Source organism: Pedococcus badiiscoriae (assembly GCF_013408925.1).
Classification (GTDB): domain Bacteria; phylum Actinomycetota; class Actinomycetes; order Actinomycetales; family Dermatophilaceae; genus Pedococcus; species Pedococcus badiiscoriae.
The window spans coordinates 2,368,630-2,384,676 of record NZ_JACCAB010000001.1 but is presented as its reverse complement, the minus strand read 5'-3'; the positions used below and the strand labels follow the sequence as shown (position 1 = coordinate 2,384,676).

The following is a 16,047-nucleotide window of genomic DNA, read 5'->3' as shown; positions in this document are numbered from 1 at the left end:
AGACTGATCAGCGATTGTCGGACCATGGTGCGACGATGGCGCGGTCGCGAAGGATCGGAGTGATTGACTCAAGATCACTAGGAGAAGCTGTGAACATCTTCAACGCCCCCGCCTTCCGCGGGGGCGCACCGGGGCGCTCGCAGCAGCAGCAGTCGACTTGGCCCGAGGGCTTTCGTAGACCTAAGTCCGAAAGCGACTGGGTCGCCCAGTTCATTTGGGCGGCGCTGGGCGTCGTGGGCTGCATCGGCTTCGCCGCGAGCGGGCTCGGCTTCTACGCCGTGGGCTGCCTGGTGGTCGCCATCGCCTCCTGCGTCTGGGTCGAGTTCCAGGCACGTTGCGAGGACAGAGCCCTGGTCTGGACTGCCTTCGGTGCCATCATGATCCTCAGCGTCCTCGGGGCGATGCGCAACCGCCGCAACAGCAGCCCCCGCCCCTAGCAGGAAGCGACACCCCACATGGTCATCGAGGCCTACTTTCGAACGGCCATGGACGCGCTTCGCCATCAGTGCGCTGCGCCGGATCGGTGCCGAGCCTCAGACCCGATCCCGGTGCGCCCCAACGATGGTCGTCCGTTCCGGGTGGACATCGACCTGGAGGCGGGCTCGTTGAGCGAGCGACACTCCAAGCCGGTTCTGGTCAGCCCTCGCGGAGTGTGGCAATTGCAAGATGTCGTGGCCCAGGTCCCTCTTGGCCCTGTCGTGTTCTTGCTGTTGGACGCTGCGTTCGGCGCGGCTGCGAGCGCCGCGGGTAGGGGCTTGGGCCGGGGATGAGTCGTCACCTGCTGGTCCGCGCGGCCCTCGGAGGCGCTGCGGCCGCAGGCGCTGTCCTGGAGGCACCTGGTCGAACCGCATGGCAGGCCGGTCAGCCTTGTCGGACCGTGCTGCCATCATGGCGCGGACGAGCGGGGTCAGGATGATTGAGCTGAGGTGGGCCTTCGGCCACGAGGATTCGATCGACTCGGTCGTTGCGATGGGTGAGGAAGAGGCGGCAGGAGCCAAGGGCGCACTGAGCGCCATCCTGGGCGCAGTGGTCGAGACGAGAATGGGCAGTTCTACTGGCGAAGACCAACTGAAGGCGCTCCTGCTGGGCGGCGACTACCGGGAGCTCCTGGCGGGCTTCGATGGTGTCGCCGGCCGTAGCGGCGACGAATGGTTCCGGTTCCTCAGCGTGGCAACCGTCCACGGTGGAGTCATCACGCGGGCCATCGGCCCGGATCCCGCAGGCGTCTCCAGTGTTTGACCGGATCCGTGCGCTAGTGACGGGGCGCGTTGCCGGCCACCACGGACGGAGCAGCTGCCACGCCGGGTCGTTTGGCGACTGTGGACCGACCGCTACCGGGGGACGGGAACGATCCAAATGCCATGCGGTTGCACCCGCCGCCGGATCACGCGGCGCATGACCAGCCTCAACGGTGCCTGCGCGAGGCACTTCCATGTCGAGTGACTGACTTCCGCTCTGAACGCATCACTGTCTCACCGACACGGCGATGACTGCCGCACGCTGCCGCTAACCCGACACGAGGTCGCCGAGCCGCAACGAGAAGTCGCGTAGCCGCCGAGCAAGGTCGGCCGCCTCGCGGTGAGTTCCTCCGCCGCCTCGATCTCCGGCATGTCCGTCGTCCAGCGTTCGTCGCTCATGAGCTGATGTGCCTGTGCTGCCAACTGCGCCAGGTCAGAGAGCTCGGGGCGACATCGAGGGTCTTTGTCGGTGGAGGGCCGTAGTCTTAATGGCGGGTCAAGAGTCCAGCCCGCACGCCTTCGGACGTGGGTTGGCGGCAACCGCGTCACCCGACACGGTGCCCTCCGAAGAAGACCTGGACCGTCGTCACCGGGCGCGGCCAAGTGGGGCTTCAGTGGCTCGTGCCGCTGTCGTGTCCTGGAATGGGGAGAAGACCATGTCGTCAATGATCACCGCTCCGGACGAGGGAGCCAGCGACCGTTCAAACGCCTGTTCGGGCAGTCCTTGCCAGAGCTACGCGGCGGGCCACAACGTCCATTGGATCCAGGCGGGAATCGCGGGACGCGCCCCATGGGGGTGGCGCGACGGGATCATCACCGCCGTGGGGAACTGGTCTGCGACCGTCGCGTACCTTGACGACTCCGTGCGCCCGGGTCTGTGGCACCACGCGCCCCTTACTTCGTTCGTTGTCCTGGGGGCGCCGGTGCGGGTGCATGAAGAGTTCCGGCTTCTCGCAAGCGACGCCGCATGGATTTGCGTGGATATTGACGGAGGCGCGGGGCCGGTCCCCGAACCCCAGTTCCGGCTCTTGTGGCAGGGTGAGTCGGTGCTCGCCATCGTCAACATGCGCACCGGCTCGGCCCACCCGATCGACCAGCGATGAGGCCCCTGGCACCCCCTTCTGTCCGGATCGTCGCGGGCCTGGCAAAGCCGGACGCGCCGTGAGTCCCGAGGTCGGAAACCGCCCACTCATCCTGCTCCTCGACGACACCCGCGACTTCAAGGACGGACGCGCCAACTACGTTGCCCGCACCTCTGCCGACGCAATCGCACTCTTGGACAGCCTTTCAGGCCAACTCCTCGACGAGCTCTGGCTCGACTACGACCTGACCGGTGATGACACCGCCCAGCCAGTGGTCCAGCACCTCGTCAACCTCGCCGCGATAGGCAACCGGCAACCGGTCGGGGTGGTCTGGGTGCACAGCTCCAACATCCGCCACGGGCACCGAATCACCGCCGAGCTCGTCGCCGCCGGCTACCCGGCCCGACGCAGCTACGCGGCCAACCTTTTCATCCGCGCGGGCAGCGCGGGCCACTCAGAAGCGACCCGCTGATGAGTCGAGCGCCGCGGCACGTCCGTGCCGAACCAGGCGACGAGCGGCAGCGAGTCGCCCTAGCCAGAGCGTGTGGCAGTTGCCGACCTCCCTGCCTGCATCTTCGAGTTCGCTTGAGTCGCCGGGCGCTGACCGAGCGCTCGGTGCGGCACCCGTCATAGCCAACGGCCACGTCGGGGCCCGGTCGAAGGGCAGCAGTCCGCTTGGGCCACCATCATCCCCACCGCCCGGCGCCTGACGTGATCCGTCGAGTCAATTTAGTAACCGCAAAGCGCGCGCTAGTCTGATCGCTCGTTCATCAGGCGCCCGGGAGGAAAAAGACTTTGCACAGCTACCAAGTGATCGACTTCCACCAGTTTAGCGACGACGCCAGCGACGACGACCGCTTGCTGATGTTCGCAGCGCCTGCGAAGGAGTTGGATGGCTGGGTGGGTATCCCCCGCAAGGGTTGGCGTGTTCGCATGCTTTACCAGCGATGGATCGCCGAGTCCAGGAAGCAAGAGGTCACCGCCTTCTGGGAACAAGCGTCGACACCTCGCACCGATCAGCCCAAGAAGTACTTGGTCGGACCAACGGCCATCACCGTCGCACTGTTCGGTGAGCCCCAGGTCGAGGGTGGTCAGATCTCACTCCAGTATGAACGACCGTTCCATTCTTCGGACGACCTAGACACTCAGTTGTCGAAGTGCGCGGCCGTTGTCGTTGATCGCATGAGCGGCAGGCTAGACGAAGCCGAACTGGAGGCATTCGCCGCATTCCTAGCGAATCCCGAAGCCGACTTTGGCCACAACTATGTCTTGGAAAGTCTCTGTCAGATTGGCTGGCTCGCTAACGATCCGGCAGCCTTCTTAGCGGCAAACCTGGATCTCGGCGAGGACGAAAAAGTCGACTTGCTGCAGTCGCTCGAACAGTTGTGTCGCCCCGGACTCGTTGTAGATGGACAACACCGCCTATACGGTGCGGCGCATGCAACTAACGAAGTCATTCTGCCCGTGGTCGCCATCCCCAACAGCCCATGGATGGAGCAGATCTATCAATTTGTAATCATCAACGAGAAAGCCCAAAAGGTCGACTCGTCGCTCCTGACAGATATCTTCGGCAGTTCACTCACTCCGGGCGAGCAGGCCGCCATTCGCGGGCAACTCGACCGAACCGGCGCCCGCGTAGAAGAACGAATCGCTGCGGTGATCGCTGCGCGAGACACCGCTTCACCTTTTTATGGATTGGTCAGGGTCCGCCTTGAGGGGATGGAATCCGCGGGTGGCTATATTCCCGACGCGACTATCCGCCAGTTGATCGAGGGCGGAAGGGGGGGCCGGGCCTGGCGGAGCGATGACGAATTTTACGACAAGTTCGTGCGACCCACATTCGCTGACCGCGTCGCATGGGACTCCTGGACGGACGGTCACTGGAGGCAGTACTGGTTCGCATTCTGGGACGAGGTGCGGCGCCACTACAACGCGAAGTCCCGCAGCGGCCCGCTCTGGCATGCAGAACAGACCAACCTCACGAAAGCTGTCACGCTGCGCCTCTTCCAAAGGCTGTTTATTGAAGAGGCGCTTCGCCGAGTCGACGACGTCTACCGCATGCGCCCTGGTCTTGTGCGCGCGCTGGGTGAGCAACTCGCCGATGACGAGTTGGCACGCCAGGCAGGAGAGGTAGTGCTCCCTGCTGACCTGGACGATTTCCGACAAATGGTCCGTGAGTGGTTCCTGGAAACAGGGGTTCCCGTGCGACTTTTCGAGAACGCATGGGTATCCAGCCTTGACGACTCAACTGGACAGGATTATCTCTACAGCGAACTGCGCGAGGCCTTCCAGAAGGTTCAAGACGGCGAGAGATACACGGCACGCAACAAGAACGTGTTCGAAGTCACAGACAGTTAGTCATGGCCGAGTCGCTGCTCCACTTGAATGACTGGCTGTCACTGGCAGAATCGACACTTTCCGAGGAACAATTTCGAACGATCTCAACCGGGATTGGACAGATCCTAAATCGAATTCTCGAGGCACGGATCCTGACTGCGGATGAGTTTGCCGATATTCGACGAGCTCCAGGCATGTTCGGCGTGCAAGAGGTTGAAGATCGTCTGCGGTCTTATGTCCAAGATCTTGGAATCTCGGCAGCGTTTCCAGACCGAGAGATCGCGACCTTGAGAGTTCAACTTCACGAGGGGTACGGGACTGCTGCACGCACTGCGCCGCTGACTGAGGCGTCAGAACGCGGAGTGCTTCGCTCATATCGAAGGAGCATTGGAGATTCCCTGCGTTGTCAGACCTGCGGATTCCACTTTACCCGACACGATCTATCCCCGACCCAACTCCAGACTTGTTGGGATCTGGAATTGCATTTGGCGGAGTCCCTCCATCCGTTGAGAACGAATGACCCCGTGAAGTCGACGTCACGTCGATCCACCCGTTTGGAGGTCGACCATGTGATCCCAAGGCATGGGTGGGGCGTAACTCGAAGCTCCAATCTTCAAATCCTGTGCGGCCTCTGCAATCAGGGTAAGTCGTACTTCAGGAGAGACCTTGAGTCGCTCTCGGTGATGGCGGCTGCGGGTTTCAGTCGCGACCGTGCATTAGTCTTCTCGATCTTCTATTCTGCCGTCGCGGTCGGCGGGCGCAGATGCTCGAGGTGTGACTGCGGAGTTGACGCCACCGAGTTGACCCTGACCTTTCCGGACAGAGCGATTTGGCGGGTGCCATGGACGGCCGTACCGACCTGTTACGAGTGCATCGCGAGCGAGCTGACCGCATAGACCCCCGCTTTAGGTATGGCGGCATCGCACCGGGCTTGGCATCGCCGGTCTCTGATCTCAGTCACCAATGCCAAGCAACCGAGGCGACTGCGTCGTGACTGTGGATGCTCTCGAAGTTGCGCACGCTCAACGAATGGGCGACACGGCGCTCGCGGCATGCTTGAGAGAGGTCACGCGCCATGTCCTCCACGAAGGCAGGTCGGTCGTGGGCATCCATTGTGACAACACGCTCGTCCGGCCGCTTGATCAGCGGGAACACCGGGCTTGAACCAACGGCACGGATCATGGCGAACGCGGTGGCGACGTCCAAGGGGTAGACGTCCTCGTCCTGCCCGATGGTCTTTAGACGCACCCGACTGCGCTGGTTGTGGGCGCCATAGTCGCTGATGGCTTTGCTACAGGGGCAGAGGCTCGTGACATCCGTACCTACGGTGACGGCGAGTTCGGCGGCGCCGGCGGTCAACCGCGCCTCAAACTCCACGTCGCAGACCTGCCACGCTTCCTTCCCCGACGCCGGAGCCTGGACCAAGAACGCCATCGGCAGCGCGATGTCGACCTGGACCCTGTCGACGTCGAGACGGTCGGCTGCGACCTTGAGAGCCTGGGGAAGCCGTTCGGGTTCCAAATCCTGGAGTTCGTCATGGACGATCTCAACCATCCGGCTCATGTGTGTGCCGCGGCGCTCCGCCGGCAGTGTCACGGTCACGTCGAAAGTGGCAATTCCAGCGTGCTTGCTCGAGCCGTCGTTGAAGCGGACCGGATATTGCACCCCGGCGATGCCGACGCGATCGAGCTCGATTCCGCGCTCGTCCACCTGATCCTGAATGTCCGGCAGCGCCACCTGACTACTCCCCGCGGTAGATGCAGCCAGAGGTGCAGGTTTCGCGAACCCGTACCTCCGTGAGGTTTGGAAGTTCCACGCTCAGACGATCCCAGATCCACTTGGCCAGCACCTCGCTGGTCGGGTTCTCGAGGCCCACGACCTCATTGAGGAAGTGGTGGTCGAGTTGGTCCTCGAGGGGCTTAAAGGCAACCTTCAGATCGCCGAAGTCCTGAACCCAGCCGGTACCGTCCCCCACTGGCCCGGACACGTGGACCTCGACGCGATACGAGTGTCCGTGAAGTCGGGCGCACTTGTGACCCTCAGGCACATTTGGCAGCCGGTGAGCCGCCTCAAAGGTGAACTCCCGGTAGATCTCGGCGGTGTGGGTCACGGAATTCCTAGGTGTTTGTGCGTCTGCAGACTCAGATGCCAGAGCGGATGATCAAGACAGAACTTCACTGCCAGCTCGGTGTTCGTGGCCGCGTCCGGGCCGTCCATCGGCTGCACGCGGAAGCTCTCGAAGTCCAGGTGTTCGAACGTCGTCGGGTCAACACCACCCTGGGGGACGACGAACTTGAGTTCGTGTCCCTTGTGGACGATGAGGTCGGAACCAATCTTGGGACTGACACAGAGCCAGTCGATACCCGGGGGCGGTGCCACTGTCCCGTTCGTCTCGACGGCAACGTAGAAGTCGCGTTCATGGAGGGCCGCGATGGCGGCCGCGTCCAACTGCAAAAGGGGCTCGCCGCCCGTACACACGACCATCGGGCGCCCGCCGCCGTTCACCGGCCACTTCGCGGCGATGGCCTCGGCCAGCGCATTTGCATCAGCGAACTTGCCGCCGCCCTCACCATCAGTGCCAACGAAGTCGGTGTCGCAGAACTTGCAGATCGCTCGTTCACGGTCGGCCTCCCGGCCGGTCCAGAGGTTGCAGGAACTGAACCGACAAAAAACCGCCGGCCGCCCGGCGTGCGTGCCCTCGCCCTGGAGCGTGTAGAAGATCTCCTTGACCTTGTAAGTCACGCCGGCGCGCCCTGGTACTCGAGGGGATCGCTAAGGCCCGCCTCCGCGAAACCCTTGAGGCGGAGCAGGCAGGAGTCGCAGTGGCCGCACGGGCGGCCGCGGTCGTCCGGGTCGTAGCACGAGGAGGTCAGCGAGTAGTCAACTCCGAGCCGCACACCAATCTCGACGGTCTGGGCCTTGGTGCAGTCAATCAACGGGGCGTGGATCTTCAGTTCGTTGCCCTCCACCCCAGCACGGGTCGCGAGGTTCGCCATCCGCTCGTAGGCCGCGATGAACTCGGGGCGGCAGTCGGGGTACCCGGAGTAGTCCAGGGCGTTGACGCCGATGAAGATGTCAGTAGCTCCCACGACCTCGGCGTAGGCCAGCGCGAACGAGAGGAACACGGTGTTGCGAGCCGGCACATAAGTGATCGGGATCTCGTCGTCGCCAATCTCATCTGCCGAGTCGTGTTTCGGCACCTCGACGTCCGCGGTCAAAGCGGACCCGCCAAACACACGCAGGTCTATGTCGCACACCACGTGTCGCTCGACCCCTGCGGCCTCAGCGACGCGCTGCGCTGCGGCTAGCTCGATCGCGTGGCGCTGGCCATAACGGAAGCTCAGGGCGTACGGCTCGAAACCCTGGTCCTTCGCGATCGCGAGCACAGTGGTCGAGTCCAGGCCCCCGCTCAGCAGGACGATGGCCTTCCGCGTCATGTCCAACACCCTCTTCCCTCGGTCGATCTGGCCGGTCGCCCTCACACCGTCGAAACTACACGATAGAGTAGCTCGAACAAACACGTAGTTTCGGAGCTTATGAGGCCATGTCGCGAGAGAAACTGACGATCATCGTCACGTGCACTGACAGGAAGTCGGCGACCCCACCTTCCGAATTGATGGTCCGCAATCTTCCCACGGGACAGGTTCAGGTTCGAGCCCGGGTGTGGCAGGAGGCGCTCGCGCGAGCAACGCTGCGACGCCCCCTCATCGACCTGTACGGCGGCGAGACGTGGAGTCAGGTGCGTGCCCTTTGGCTCGTGGCCACGAGTCTTGGCTACGAGCCGATTATGTTCGTGGCCTCGGCAGGTCTCGGACTTCAGCATGTTTCGACTCCTGCTCCCGCATACGCCGCAACGTTCAGCACCGGCCATGCTGACTCGGTCGCTGCATCTGTTCCCGAGGCTCAAGCTTGGTGGGGGGCACTCCCCCAAGCTGAGATCGCTGCCGGTGGGCGAGCGATCTGGGTCTTGTCCGAGACTTACTCACGGGCCGTCAGTCAACGGTTGCTTAGGGAGACGGCGCCAATTGACCTACTGGTGTTCGGCGGGTCTAAAGAGGTTTGCGACAGCGTGCGCATCCCCTCCGACCGGGCCTTGCGGCGGGCGCTCGGGGGCACAGTCGCCAGCCTCAACGTTCGCTCCGCCATGCAGTGGCTCAGTCTGTCGGACGGCGAGGATCCATTCACCATCGCCGCGCGGGGTAGGTGGCGCGATTGGTCGCACGAGAAGCGGTATCGCGAGGTCTTCGATCGCAAGCCCATGTCTGACTCCGCAGTTCTTGAATTCGTCGGGGAACTCCGCGCTCATCATCCCAGCATCTCCAAGACGGGCGCGCTCAAGGTGCTTCGCGAGGCCGGCATGGCGTGCGAACAACGACGATTTTCGAATCTCTTTCAACAGGCAGTAGCCCGATGACGGATCCACAATGGCTGGTACGCCGCGCGCTCAAGGTTCTTCAGAGCGAGGACACCCCGCTCTATCTCTTCACCTTGGCAGCTGAGGAAGTCGACCTGGTCGCGGACGTTGCGCGGATCGGTCGGGACGAGGCAGGCAAGCTCATCGGATACCAGCGTCCGGAGAAGCAGAAGCACGTGAAGCAGATCCTTGAGTACCTGGACTCGGAGGATCCGATCTTTCCTAACGGACTGATCCTCGCCCTGCCGCCTGAGGTCAAGTTCAGGTCGAGCCGTGGCCCGACCACGACCGATGGACTTGCGATCTCCGGAACGCTGGAGATTCCGCTTGCTCCGGAGGGCGATGGCCCACGGCCGGCGTGGATCGTCGATGGCCAGCAGCGAAGCCTCGCTCTGTCGCGCACCAAGAACCGCCGGTTACCAGTGCCGGTGGCGGGCTTCGTAGCGCCTTCGCTTGAGCTGCAGCGGGAGCAGTTCCTTCGGGTGAACACCGTGCAGCCGCTACCGACTGGGCTTGTCACGGAACTGCTCCCCGAGATCTCGCAGGTTCCTTCCGCCCGAATGGCTACGAGGCAGTTGCCGTCCGCTCTGGTCGACATGCTCAACCGCGATGTGGGATCGCCCTTCCACGGGCTGATCCGCCGCGCCTCAACTCCAGTTGACGATAAGAAGGCCGCTGTCGTCACGGACAACAGCCTCGTCGAGGCCATCCGAGAGTCCGTCGAGTCACCCTCGGGGGTCCTGTTTCCCTACCGCAACATCGCGAGTGGAACCACGGACACCGAAGGTATCCGACGCGTCCTGCTCGCCTACTGGGGTGCAGTGCACGACACCTTTCCCGAGGCGTGGGGCGCGAGTCCGACGGCGAGCCGTTTGATGCACGGCGTCGGAATCCGAGCCATGGGCCGACTGATGGATCGCGTAATGACCCACGTACGAGACGACGACCCACGGGCACGCCAGCACGCCGCAGCAGAGTTGGCTCTTATCGCTCCCGCGTGCCGCTGGACTGACGGTACGTGGGAAGACCTCGGCGTGCCGTGGAACGACCTGCAGAACACGCCACGTCACATCAGCGCGCTGTCTAACTACCTTGTGCGTACGTACCTCGCTAAGCGAACGGGGCGCAAGTGAAGTTCTATTTCCCCGACAGCCAGGACCTCGTGAGTCCGGCCTACGACTTTGTCCGAGACGAGTACCAGGCCCACCGGGTTCGCCAGCGGGACGACCGGTACGCGCACGAAGTGCTGGCCGAGGCGCCTTACCACGGGATCCTCGTAAGCAAGTCGATCGTGGACGGATCTATCAAGGGGGCAGGCAAGTACTCGACTGCCCAACGGGCCCGTCTTTACCGAATGGGCGTACACAAGTTCTTCCGACTTCCCCCCGGCGTCGAGGCCCTCGGTGACAACGGCGCGTTCAACTACGTGGACGAAGCGGTTCCTCCGGTCACGCCGGCCGAGACGCTCGACTTCTACGAGGAGTGCGGCTTCGATGCGGGCGTTAGCACTGATCACGTGGTCTTCGGCTTCACCGAGAACCACGAGAGCGACGGCGTCGACCCGGAGTGGGAGTCACGCCGGCGGCTCACCCTCGGGCTAGCGGCGGACTTCATGTCCCTGAGTCGCGGGCGCAATAGCACTGTCGAGCCTGTCGGCGCTGCCCAAGGCTGGAGCCCCGAGACGTACGCAGACAGCGTTCGCGCTCTCCAAGAGCTCGGCTACCAGCGCATCGCTCTCGGCGGCATGGTACCTCTCAAGACGAGTCAGATTCTTGCGAGCCTTGAGAGAATTTCGGAGGTCCTCAAGAGCGACACGCAACTGCATCTGCTTGGGATCACTCGTGTGGAATCGATGGACGACTTCGCGGACCTGGGCGTTACGAGTTTCGATAGCACGTCGGCCTTCCGACAAGCATTCATGGACGATCGCAAGAACTTCCACACGGCCGAGCGCGCGTACGTCGCCCTCCGAGTCCCGCAGGTCGATGGCAACCCAACGCTGAAGCGCGCGATCCTCGCCGGAAACGTAAGCCAAAAAGACGCCATTACGGCCGAACGCGAGACGCTCAAAGCGCTGCGCACCTACGACAGTTCCGCCACATCTAGACAAGCTTGTATCGATCGTCTCAGCGAGTACGAAGTCATCTGTCAATCTAAGAAGTCGTACCTCGCTGCCTACGAGGAGACCCTCGCTGCAGCGCCCTGGACACGCTGCGAGTGCAAGATCTGTCGCGACCACGGGATCGAGATCGCAATCTTCCGCGGAACTGAGCGCAACAAGCGCCGCGGATTTCACAACATGTCAGTCCTCGCCACCAAGATGTCGAAACTCAAGTCCCACAGGAGTACAGATGGCTGATCGCTACGAGTTGCGACTGCCCGCCCTTCGGATCCGGCAGGGTGCGCAGTTCATCTACACATTCGGGGTGGACGGCAAGCGCATCCATGAATTCGCAACCGTCAGTCGGGTGCACCGAGAAGACGTCACCCTTCAGGGCTATCAGCGTCCCGAGGTTCTGAGCCACATCAGGGCGATCCGCCGGTACCTGGAGTCCGACGGGGCGATGTTGCCAAATGCGGTTGTCGTCGCGTTCGACGAGCGGGTCTCGTTCGTGGCCAACAAGACCTCCAGTTCAGTGGACTACGTGTCAGCGGGGGATCTCGTGATCCCGATCGATGAGTCACTTCCAGAAGACCAGAAACCGGCGTGGCTCGTGGACGGTCAGCAGCGAAGCGCAGCGATCCGCGATGCGGACCTTGCCGAGTTCGCAGTTGCGGCTGTCGGCTTCATTGCCCACGGCGAAGCGGAACAGCGCAGCCAGTTCATCCTCGTGAACAACACCAAGCCATTGCCCAAGGGCCTGATCCACGAACTACTCCCCGCCACTCGGGGACATCTCCCCACGGCATACGCCCGGAAGCAACTCCCGGCAGAGGTGTTGGCGCGACTCAACTTCGGGAACCAGGCGGCAGGGACGCCGTTCGCCGGCCGCATCGCGACGCCGACGATGGCTGAGGGTTACATTAAGGACAACAGCGTCCTGAAGATGATTGAGAACAGCCTGTATGACGGCGCCCTCTATCAATACCGCGACCCCGAGGACGGGTCGGGGGACGTTGATCAGATGGTCCTGCACCTGAACTACTTCTGGACCGTAGTCCAATTGACTTTCCCGGAAGCATGGGGGCTCGCCCCAACCAAGTCCCGCCTTACCCATGGCGCCGGCATCCAGGCCATGGGCTACGTCATGGATGCGCTGACAGACGGCGTCCCAACTGCGGAACTCGCCGGCATGAACCTCGAATCCACGCTAAGTCGGCTCGCTGAACACTGCGCGTGGACGAGCGGCACCTGGGAGTTTGGCGTCGACCAGACCCGTCGCTGGAACGGCATTCAGAACACGCCGAATGACATCAAGATCCTGACCAGTCACCTTCTTCACGCCCTGCGCTGACCGAATTGCTGCCAGGATTCCGCCTAATCCTCACAAACCTCGCACGCGTTCACTAACCTCTGTGGGGTGAGGACGAAGCGGGGATCGGCATGACGGCTGGGGTGACGTGCCCCGTGTGCGGTTCACCGATGGTGATGCAGTTCGCCTCCCGTGGGCCCCACGCCGGGAAGGCATTCTGGGGCTGCTCGCAGTTTCCGCGCTGCCGCGGATCGCGCGACGCCGAGGGCAATGCGCCGCGGCCGCGCCACCCACGGAAGACGGCCGCAACACCGTCCCCTCTGACGATCGGACGGCGAAACAAGTCCCTGAGTCGGGGCGACCTGCTGGTGTCTTCTGATAACCGCTTCGGCCCCGGCAAACTCGTTGCCAAGGAGGGTGACAAGCTCGTCCTGGAGTATTTCGATGCGCCCGGGCCGCACCCGTCCGACCGCTACCGCGGAGCGGTCTCTCGCGGCAGCCTCTCCCGATTGCCCCTGTCCCCCGAGTTGCGCGTCTTCTGGCAGGACCTTGACGACCAATGGCGCTCTGGGCGGATCCTCGAGGTCAACGAGCACAATGACATTTACGTGCGTGGCCACGAGTGGGAAGGATTCGTTCCGGAGGAACGACTCTACGTGCGCTGGAGCAAGCCCCTGGCTGATCCGGTGGGGTTCGCCGAAGCCGGCATGCTCGAGTCGCCAATACTCGCTGAGCTGCGGCTTCCCTTCCTTCGCAGCATTCTTCAACAGCGTTCGGCGACCCACGGAATGAGTGCAGTCCTGTCGAGCTGCATCGAACTCCACAGTCACCAAGTCGAGACTGCGTGGCGGGTTCTGCAGGATCCGGTCCAGCGGTACCTCCTAGCCGATGAGGTGGGGCTCGGGAAGACCATCGAAGCGGGCATCATCATCCGCCAGATGCTCCTGGACAAGCCTCAACTGCGAGTCCAACTCATCCTGCCTCCATTCCTGCTCGAGCAGTGGAAGCGAGAGTTGACCCAGAAGTTTCGGGTGCACGACTTCACCCGGTCCCGAATCCGCTTCAGCCGTGACGATGACCCGGCGTCGTGGGAGCCATCCGACATCTTGGTCGTCGACGAAGCCCACAACCTTGCACGGATGTCGATCAGCACCGATCCGGCATTGGCAGCCCGCTTCGAACGACTCCACGAGGTGGCCCTCGCGACCCCTCGACTGCTACTGCTCTCCGCCACGCCGGCACTCCACAACGAGGGCGCGTTCCTCGCGATGCTCAAGTTGCTGGACCCCGTGGTGTATGCCGACACAACAGCAGGGCAACTGCGGTCGCGCCTCGAGGCCCGCGCAGGGTTAGGGCGCGTGTTTCTCGGCCTCCAGCCAGGCCTCCCCGGCGTTCTTCTGAACGGGCGCCTGGCGGAGATTGAGACAGAGTTTCCCGACGACAACGAACTCGCTGCGATCGTCGGACGCGCCCGGGAGGCCGTGGCCGCCCAGGATAAGGAACAGACAGCAACGCTGATCCAAGCTCTGCGCACGCACGTCGCCGAGGTCTACCGCGTACACCGCCGCATGCTTCGCACACGGCGTACGACGGCTCTTGAGGGGACCTACCGTGTGTCTGGTCGCCGATCACCGGAGCCCGTTCTTCTGGGGTCGTCGTCAGATGACGAGGTCACGGAAGTGCTCGAACGGTGGCGGGAGCAAGCCCTGGCCCAGGCAGAGGGCGACCCCGCTGCGATGACGGCGACCGGACGCGCCTTCTCCGAGGCGGTGTCCCTGACGCTTGACCCGAGCGCACTGCGGGCCTGGTCCTCGAACCGCGCAGCCGGATCGATCCCCCACGACGAGCGCTCCGCATTGCGGCGCCTTGAGGAAGACCTGAGCTTCACCGACCGCCGCCGCACGGTGAGCCGCCCCTTCGCCGACGCGCTGAGCGAACTCATGACATCAAGGGAGCGTGCGGTTGTCTTCTGTCCAACGTCGGACTTGGGCGCGGAGGTAGCCGACGAGTTGGAGGACCTTCTTGGCGCAAAGTCGGTCTTCCGTCATTTGAGCTCAGAACCTAGCGATCAGACCGAGCGTGCAGTGCGACGGTTCGAGGCTACCCGGACGGGTGCGGTCTTGGTCGCCGACTCATCAGCCGAAGAAGGGCGCAACCTTCAGTTCGCCGATGTCCTGGTGCACCTTGGCCTCCCTGAATCGGCAAATCGGCTTGAGCAACGCATCGGGCGCTGCGATCGTTGGTCGCCCGAAGGAGCGGATGAGTGGCGTTCCTACGTCGTTTCCGGAGACCGGGCCGACTCCTATATAGGGGCTTGGGCACGCATCCTCGCCGAAGGCTTCGGCATCTTTGAGAACTCGGTGGCTAGTCTGCAACAGGCCGTGGACGACGCGACCGACGAGGCGTGGGGAATTCTCCTTCAGAGGGGACTCGACGGTGTCGACGCGGCAGTGACTCGTGTGCGGGAGTTGCTAGACGCTGAGATCGAGCGGGTCCGGGAGCAGGACGCCCTCGACAGCCTGGAAACGAGCACCGATGATCGATCGGTCTACGCACGCATATCGGATGCCGAATCGGGGGCGCAGGGCTTCGCGAGGGTGAGCGATGAACTCCTCGCGGCGAACAGCGCAGCCGGCAACCTCCGGTTCGAGAGGATCGGCAATCCCATCGCTGGTCTGGGCGGCTACGAGTCGATCAGCAGGCTGCCAGGCAAGCAGGCCCAGATCCCGCTGATCCCGGCATCTCGGCTCGTTCGTGACTTTCTGCCGCTACAGGGACACCGCGGGACGTTCGTACGAGAGGTTTCCCTCGAACGAGAGGACGTTCACCTCTACCGCTACGGTGACCAGTTCATCGACGCCGTCAGCGACTTCCTGTGGCACGACGACCGCGGACGGGCGTTCGGCATGTGGCGCTGGCTGCCTGATTGGGCGCACGATGACACTCCTGTCTATCGGTTCGACTATGCCGTGGAGGCGAACCCGCTTGAGGCGGGAACCGCAAAGGATCCGCGGGGTGCTCTGGTGACCCTAAGCTCGGGCATCGACGAACTCGCACTCATCAGACGTGCCGACGGCATCTTCCCCCCAATCATCGTGAGCGTGTGGATGACGGCCGCAGCGGAAGAATTGACGTCCAGCGTGCATCTCGATGCCCTTGCTGCCCCATACGCCAAACCGAGGCCGAGTCGAATCGGAGGAGACTACGCACTTAACCGAGTCAGGATCGCGCACGCCTATGAGCTCATTCCAGCTGTCTCCTGGGGGAAGTCGTGGCGCACGGCGGAGGCAGCCGCGCAGGGACTCGTCAGGGATAGGGACGATGTCAGCATGGCCGTCGACCGCGCTAATGCCATCGCCACGCGGGATGCGACCACGCGACTGTCAAAGTTGCGCCTGCGTGCTGCGCGCAGCTCGGGATCGGAGTTGGCACTTCTCGAGGAAGAGTTGCGTCGCGAGGAAGTGATCGCACACGCCATGTCCGCTGCGATGAGCGCTCCTACGCTGCGACTCGACAGCACGGGCATAGTGGTCCTGTCCGGCCGAGCGCTAACGAGCTAGCCC

Annotated in this window: 15 protein-coding genes and 1 riboswitch; of the genes, 11 read left to right on the top strand and 4 right to left on the bottom strand. The window is 63.2% G+C overall.

The window, feature by feature from the left end; all coding sequences use genetic code 11:
• Positions 1–89 precede the first annotated feature (89 nt).
• The 6 genes from BJ986_RS11280 to BJ986_RS16890 all read left to right on the top strand — a co-directional run bounded on the left by BJ986_RS11280 (position 90) and on the right by BJ986_RS16890 (position 5,553).
• Entirely contained in the window at positions 90–437 is a 348-nt protein-coding gene (locus BJ986_RS11280) for a hypothetical protein (RefSeq protein WP_179422065.1), read from the top strand.
• A gap of 475 nt (positions 438–912) precedes the next feature.
• Entirely contained in the window at positions 913–1,239 is a 327-nt protein-coding gene (locus BJ986_RS11275; RefSeq protein ID WP_179422064.1) for a hypothetical protein, read from the top strand.
• A gap of 493 nt (positions 1,240–1,732) precedes the next feature.
• Positions 1,733–1,850, top strand: a riboswitch (SAM riboswitch).
• 365 nt (positions 1,851–2,215) lie between these two features.
• Positions 2,216–2,341: a hypothetical protein gene (locus tag BJ986_RS16665; protein WP_272955390.1), complete on the top strand. Its 126-nt coding sequence runs from the start codon at positions 2,216–2,218 to the stop codon at positions 2,339–2,341.
• Positions 2,342–2,399: 58 nt separating this feature from the next.
• Positions 2,400–2,792 (top strand): cyclic-phosphate processing receiver domain-containing protein, encoded by a 393-nt coding sequence (locus tag BJ986_RS11270; RefSeq protein WP_179422063.1) that lies wholly within the window; start codon positions 2,400–2,402, stop codon positions 2,790–2,792.
• A 338-nt stretch (positions 2,793–3,130) separates the two neighbouring features.
• Positions 3,131–4,678, top strand: a complete 1,548-nt coding sequence (locus BJ986_RS11265; RefSeq protein ID WP_179422062.1) for a ParB N-terminal domain-containing protein — start codon at positions 3,131–3,133, stop codon at positions 4,676–4,678.
• 2 nt (positions 4,679–4,680) lie between these two features.
• Complete coding sequence (locus tag BJ986_RS16890; protein ID WP_179422061.1) at positions 4,681–5,553, top strand: HNH endonuclease; 873 nt, start codon at positions 4,681–4,683, stop codon at positions 5,551–5,553.
• A gap of 61 nt (positions 5,554–5,614) precedes the next feature.
• Here BJ986_RS16890 and folE2 read toward each other — a convergent pair whose 3' ends face one another.
• From folE2 to queC, 4 genes are read right to left on the bottom strand one after another with little or no spacing between them, the layout of a single operon-like run.
• A complete protein-coding gene (gene folE2, locus BJ986_RS11255) occupies positions 5,615–6,394 on the bottom strand; it encodes a GTP cyclohydrolase FolE2 (RefSeq protein ID WP_202881233.1) in 780 nt (259 codons plus the stop codon).
• A gap of 4 nt (positions 6,395–6,398) precedes the next feature.
• Positions 6,399–6,767, bottom strand: coding sequence for a 6-carboxytetrahydropterin synthase QueD (gene queD, locus BJ986_RS11250; protein ID WP_179422060.1), 369 nt, complete (start codon positions 6,765–6,767; stop codon positions 6,399–6,401).
• The gene (gene queE, locus BJ986_RS11245; protein ID WP_179422059.1) at positions 6,764–7,399 is read right to left on the bottom strand and encodes a 7-carboxy-7-deazaguanine synthase; all 636 of its coding nucleotides are present in this window, start codon (positions 7,397–7,399) and stop codon (positions 6,764–6,766) included. Before queE ends, queD begins: the two co-directional genes overlap by 4 nt.
• On the bottom strand, positions 7,396–8,094 hold the full coding sequence (gene queC / locus BJ986_RS11240) for a 7-cyano-7-deazaguanine synthase QueC (protein WP_179422058.1): 699 nt from the start codon (positions 8,092–8,094) through the stop codon (positions 7,396–7,398). The genes queE and queC overlap by 4 nt, the downstream gene beginning before the upstream one ends.
• Positions 8,095–8,201: 107 nt before the next feature.
• On the opposite strand from queC, the gene BJ986_RS11235 reads away from it, so the two are divergent.
• The 5 genes from BJ986_RS11235 (at position 8,202) to dpdE (ending at position 16,044) form a co-directional block, all read left to right on the top strand.
• On the top strand, positions 8,202–9,071 hold the full coding sequence (locus tag BJ986_RS11235) for a hypothetical protein (RefSeq protein ID WP_179422057.1): 870 nt from the start codon (positions 8,202–8,204) through the stop codon (positions 9,069–9,071).
• Complete coding sequence (gene dbpB / locus BJ986_RS11230; RefSeq protein ID WP_179422056.1) at positions 9,068–10,204, top strand: DGQHR domain-containing protein DpdB; 1,137 nt, start codon at positions 9,068–9,070, stop codon at positions 10,202–10,204. The genes BJ986_RS11235 and dbpB (BJ986_RS11230) overlap by 4 nt, the downstream gene beginning before the upstream one ends.
• The gene (gene dpdA / locus BJ986_RS11225) at positions 10,201–11,430 is read left to right on the top strand and encodes a tRNA-guanine transglycosylase DpdA (RefSeq protein ID WP_179422055.1); all 1,230 of its coding nucleotides are present in this window, start codon (positions 10,201–10,203) and stop codon (positions 11,428–11,430) included. The genes dbpB (BJ986_RS11230) and dpdA overlap by 4 nt, the downstream gene beginning before the upstream one ends.
• Positions 11,423–12,526 (top strand): DGQHR domain-containing protein DpdB, encoded by a 1,104-nt coding sequence (gene dbpB, locus BJ986_RS11220; protein WP_179422054.1) that lies wholly within the window; start codon positions 11,423–11,425, stop codon positions 12,524–12,526. The genes dpdA and dbpB (BJ986_RS11220) overlap by 8 nt, the downstream gene beginning before the upstream one ends.
• Positions 12,527–12,654: 128 nt before the next feature.
• A complete protein-coding gene (gene dpdE / locus BJ986_RS11215; protein ID WP_179423794.1) occupies positions 12,655–16,044 on the top strand; it encodes a protein DpdE in 3,390 nt (1,129 codons plus the stop codon).
• The last annotated feature ends 3 nt before the right edge of the window (positions 16,045–16,047 follow it).

What these genes read in the sequence shown, in the direction of transcription:
- BJ986_RS11275 (WP_179422064.1), top strand. Translation starts at nt 913, where the DNA reads ATGATTGAGCTGAGGTGGGCCTTCGGCCACGAGGATTCGATCGACTCG.
- BJ986_RS16890 (WP_179422061.1), top strand. Translation starts at nt 4,681, where the DNA reads ATGGCCGAGTCGCTGCTCCACTTGAATGACTGGCTGTCACTGGCAGAA.
- queC (WP_179422058.1), bottom strand. Translation starts at nt 8,094, where the DNA reads ATGACGCGGAAGGCCATCGTCCTGCTGAGCGGGGGCCTGGACTCGACC.
- BJ986_RS11235 (WP_179422057.1), top strand. Translation starts at nt 8,202, where the DNA reads ATGTCGCGAGAGAAACTGACGATCATCGTCACGTGCACTGACAGGAAG.
- dbpB (WP_179422056.1), top strand. Translation starts at nt 9,068, where the DNA reads ATGACGGATCCACAATGGCTGGTACGCCGCGCGCTCAAGGTTCTTCAG.
- dbpB (WP_179422054.1), top strand. Translation starts at nt 11,423, where the DNA reads ATGGCTGATCGCTACGAGTTGCGACTGCCCGCCCTTCGGATCCGGCAG.
- dpdE (WP_179423794.1), top strand. Translation starts at nt 12,655, where the DNA reads ATGGTGATGCAGTTCGCCTCCCGTGGGCCCCACGCCGGGAAGGCATTC.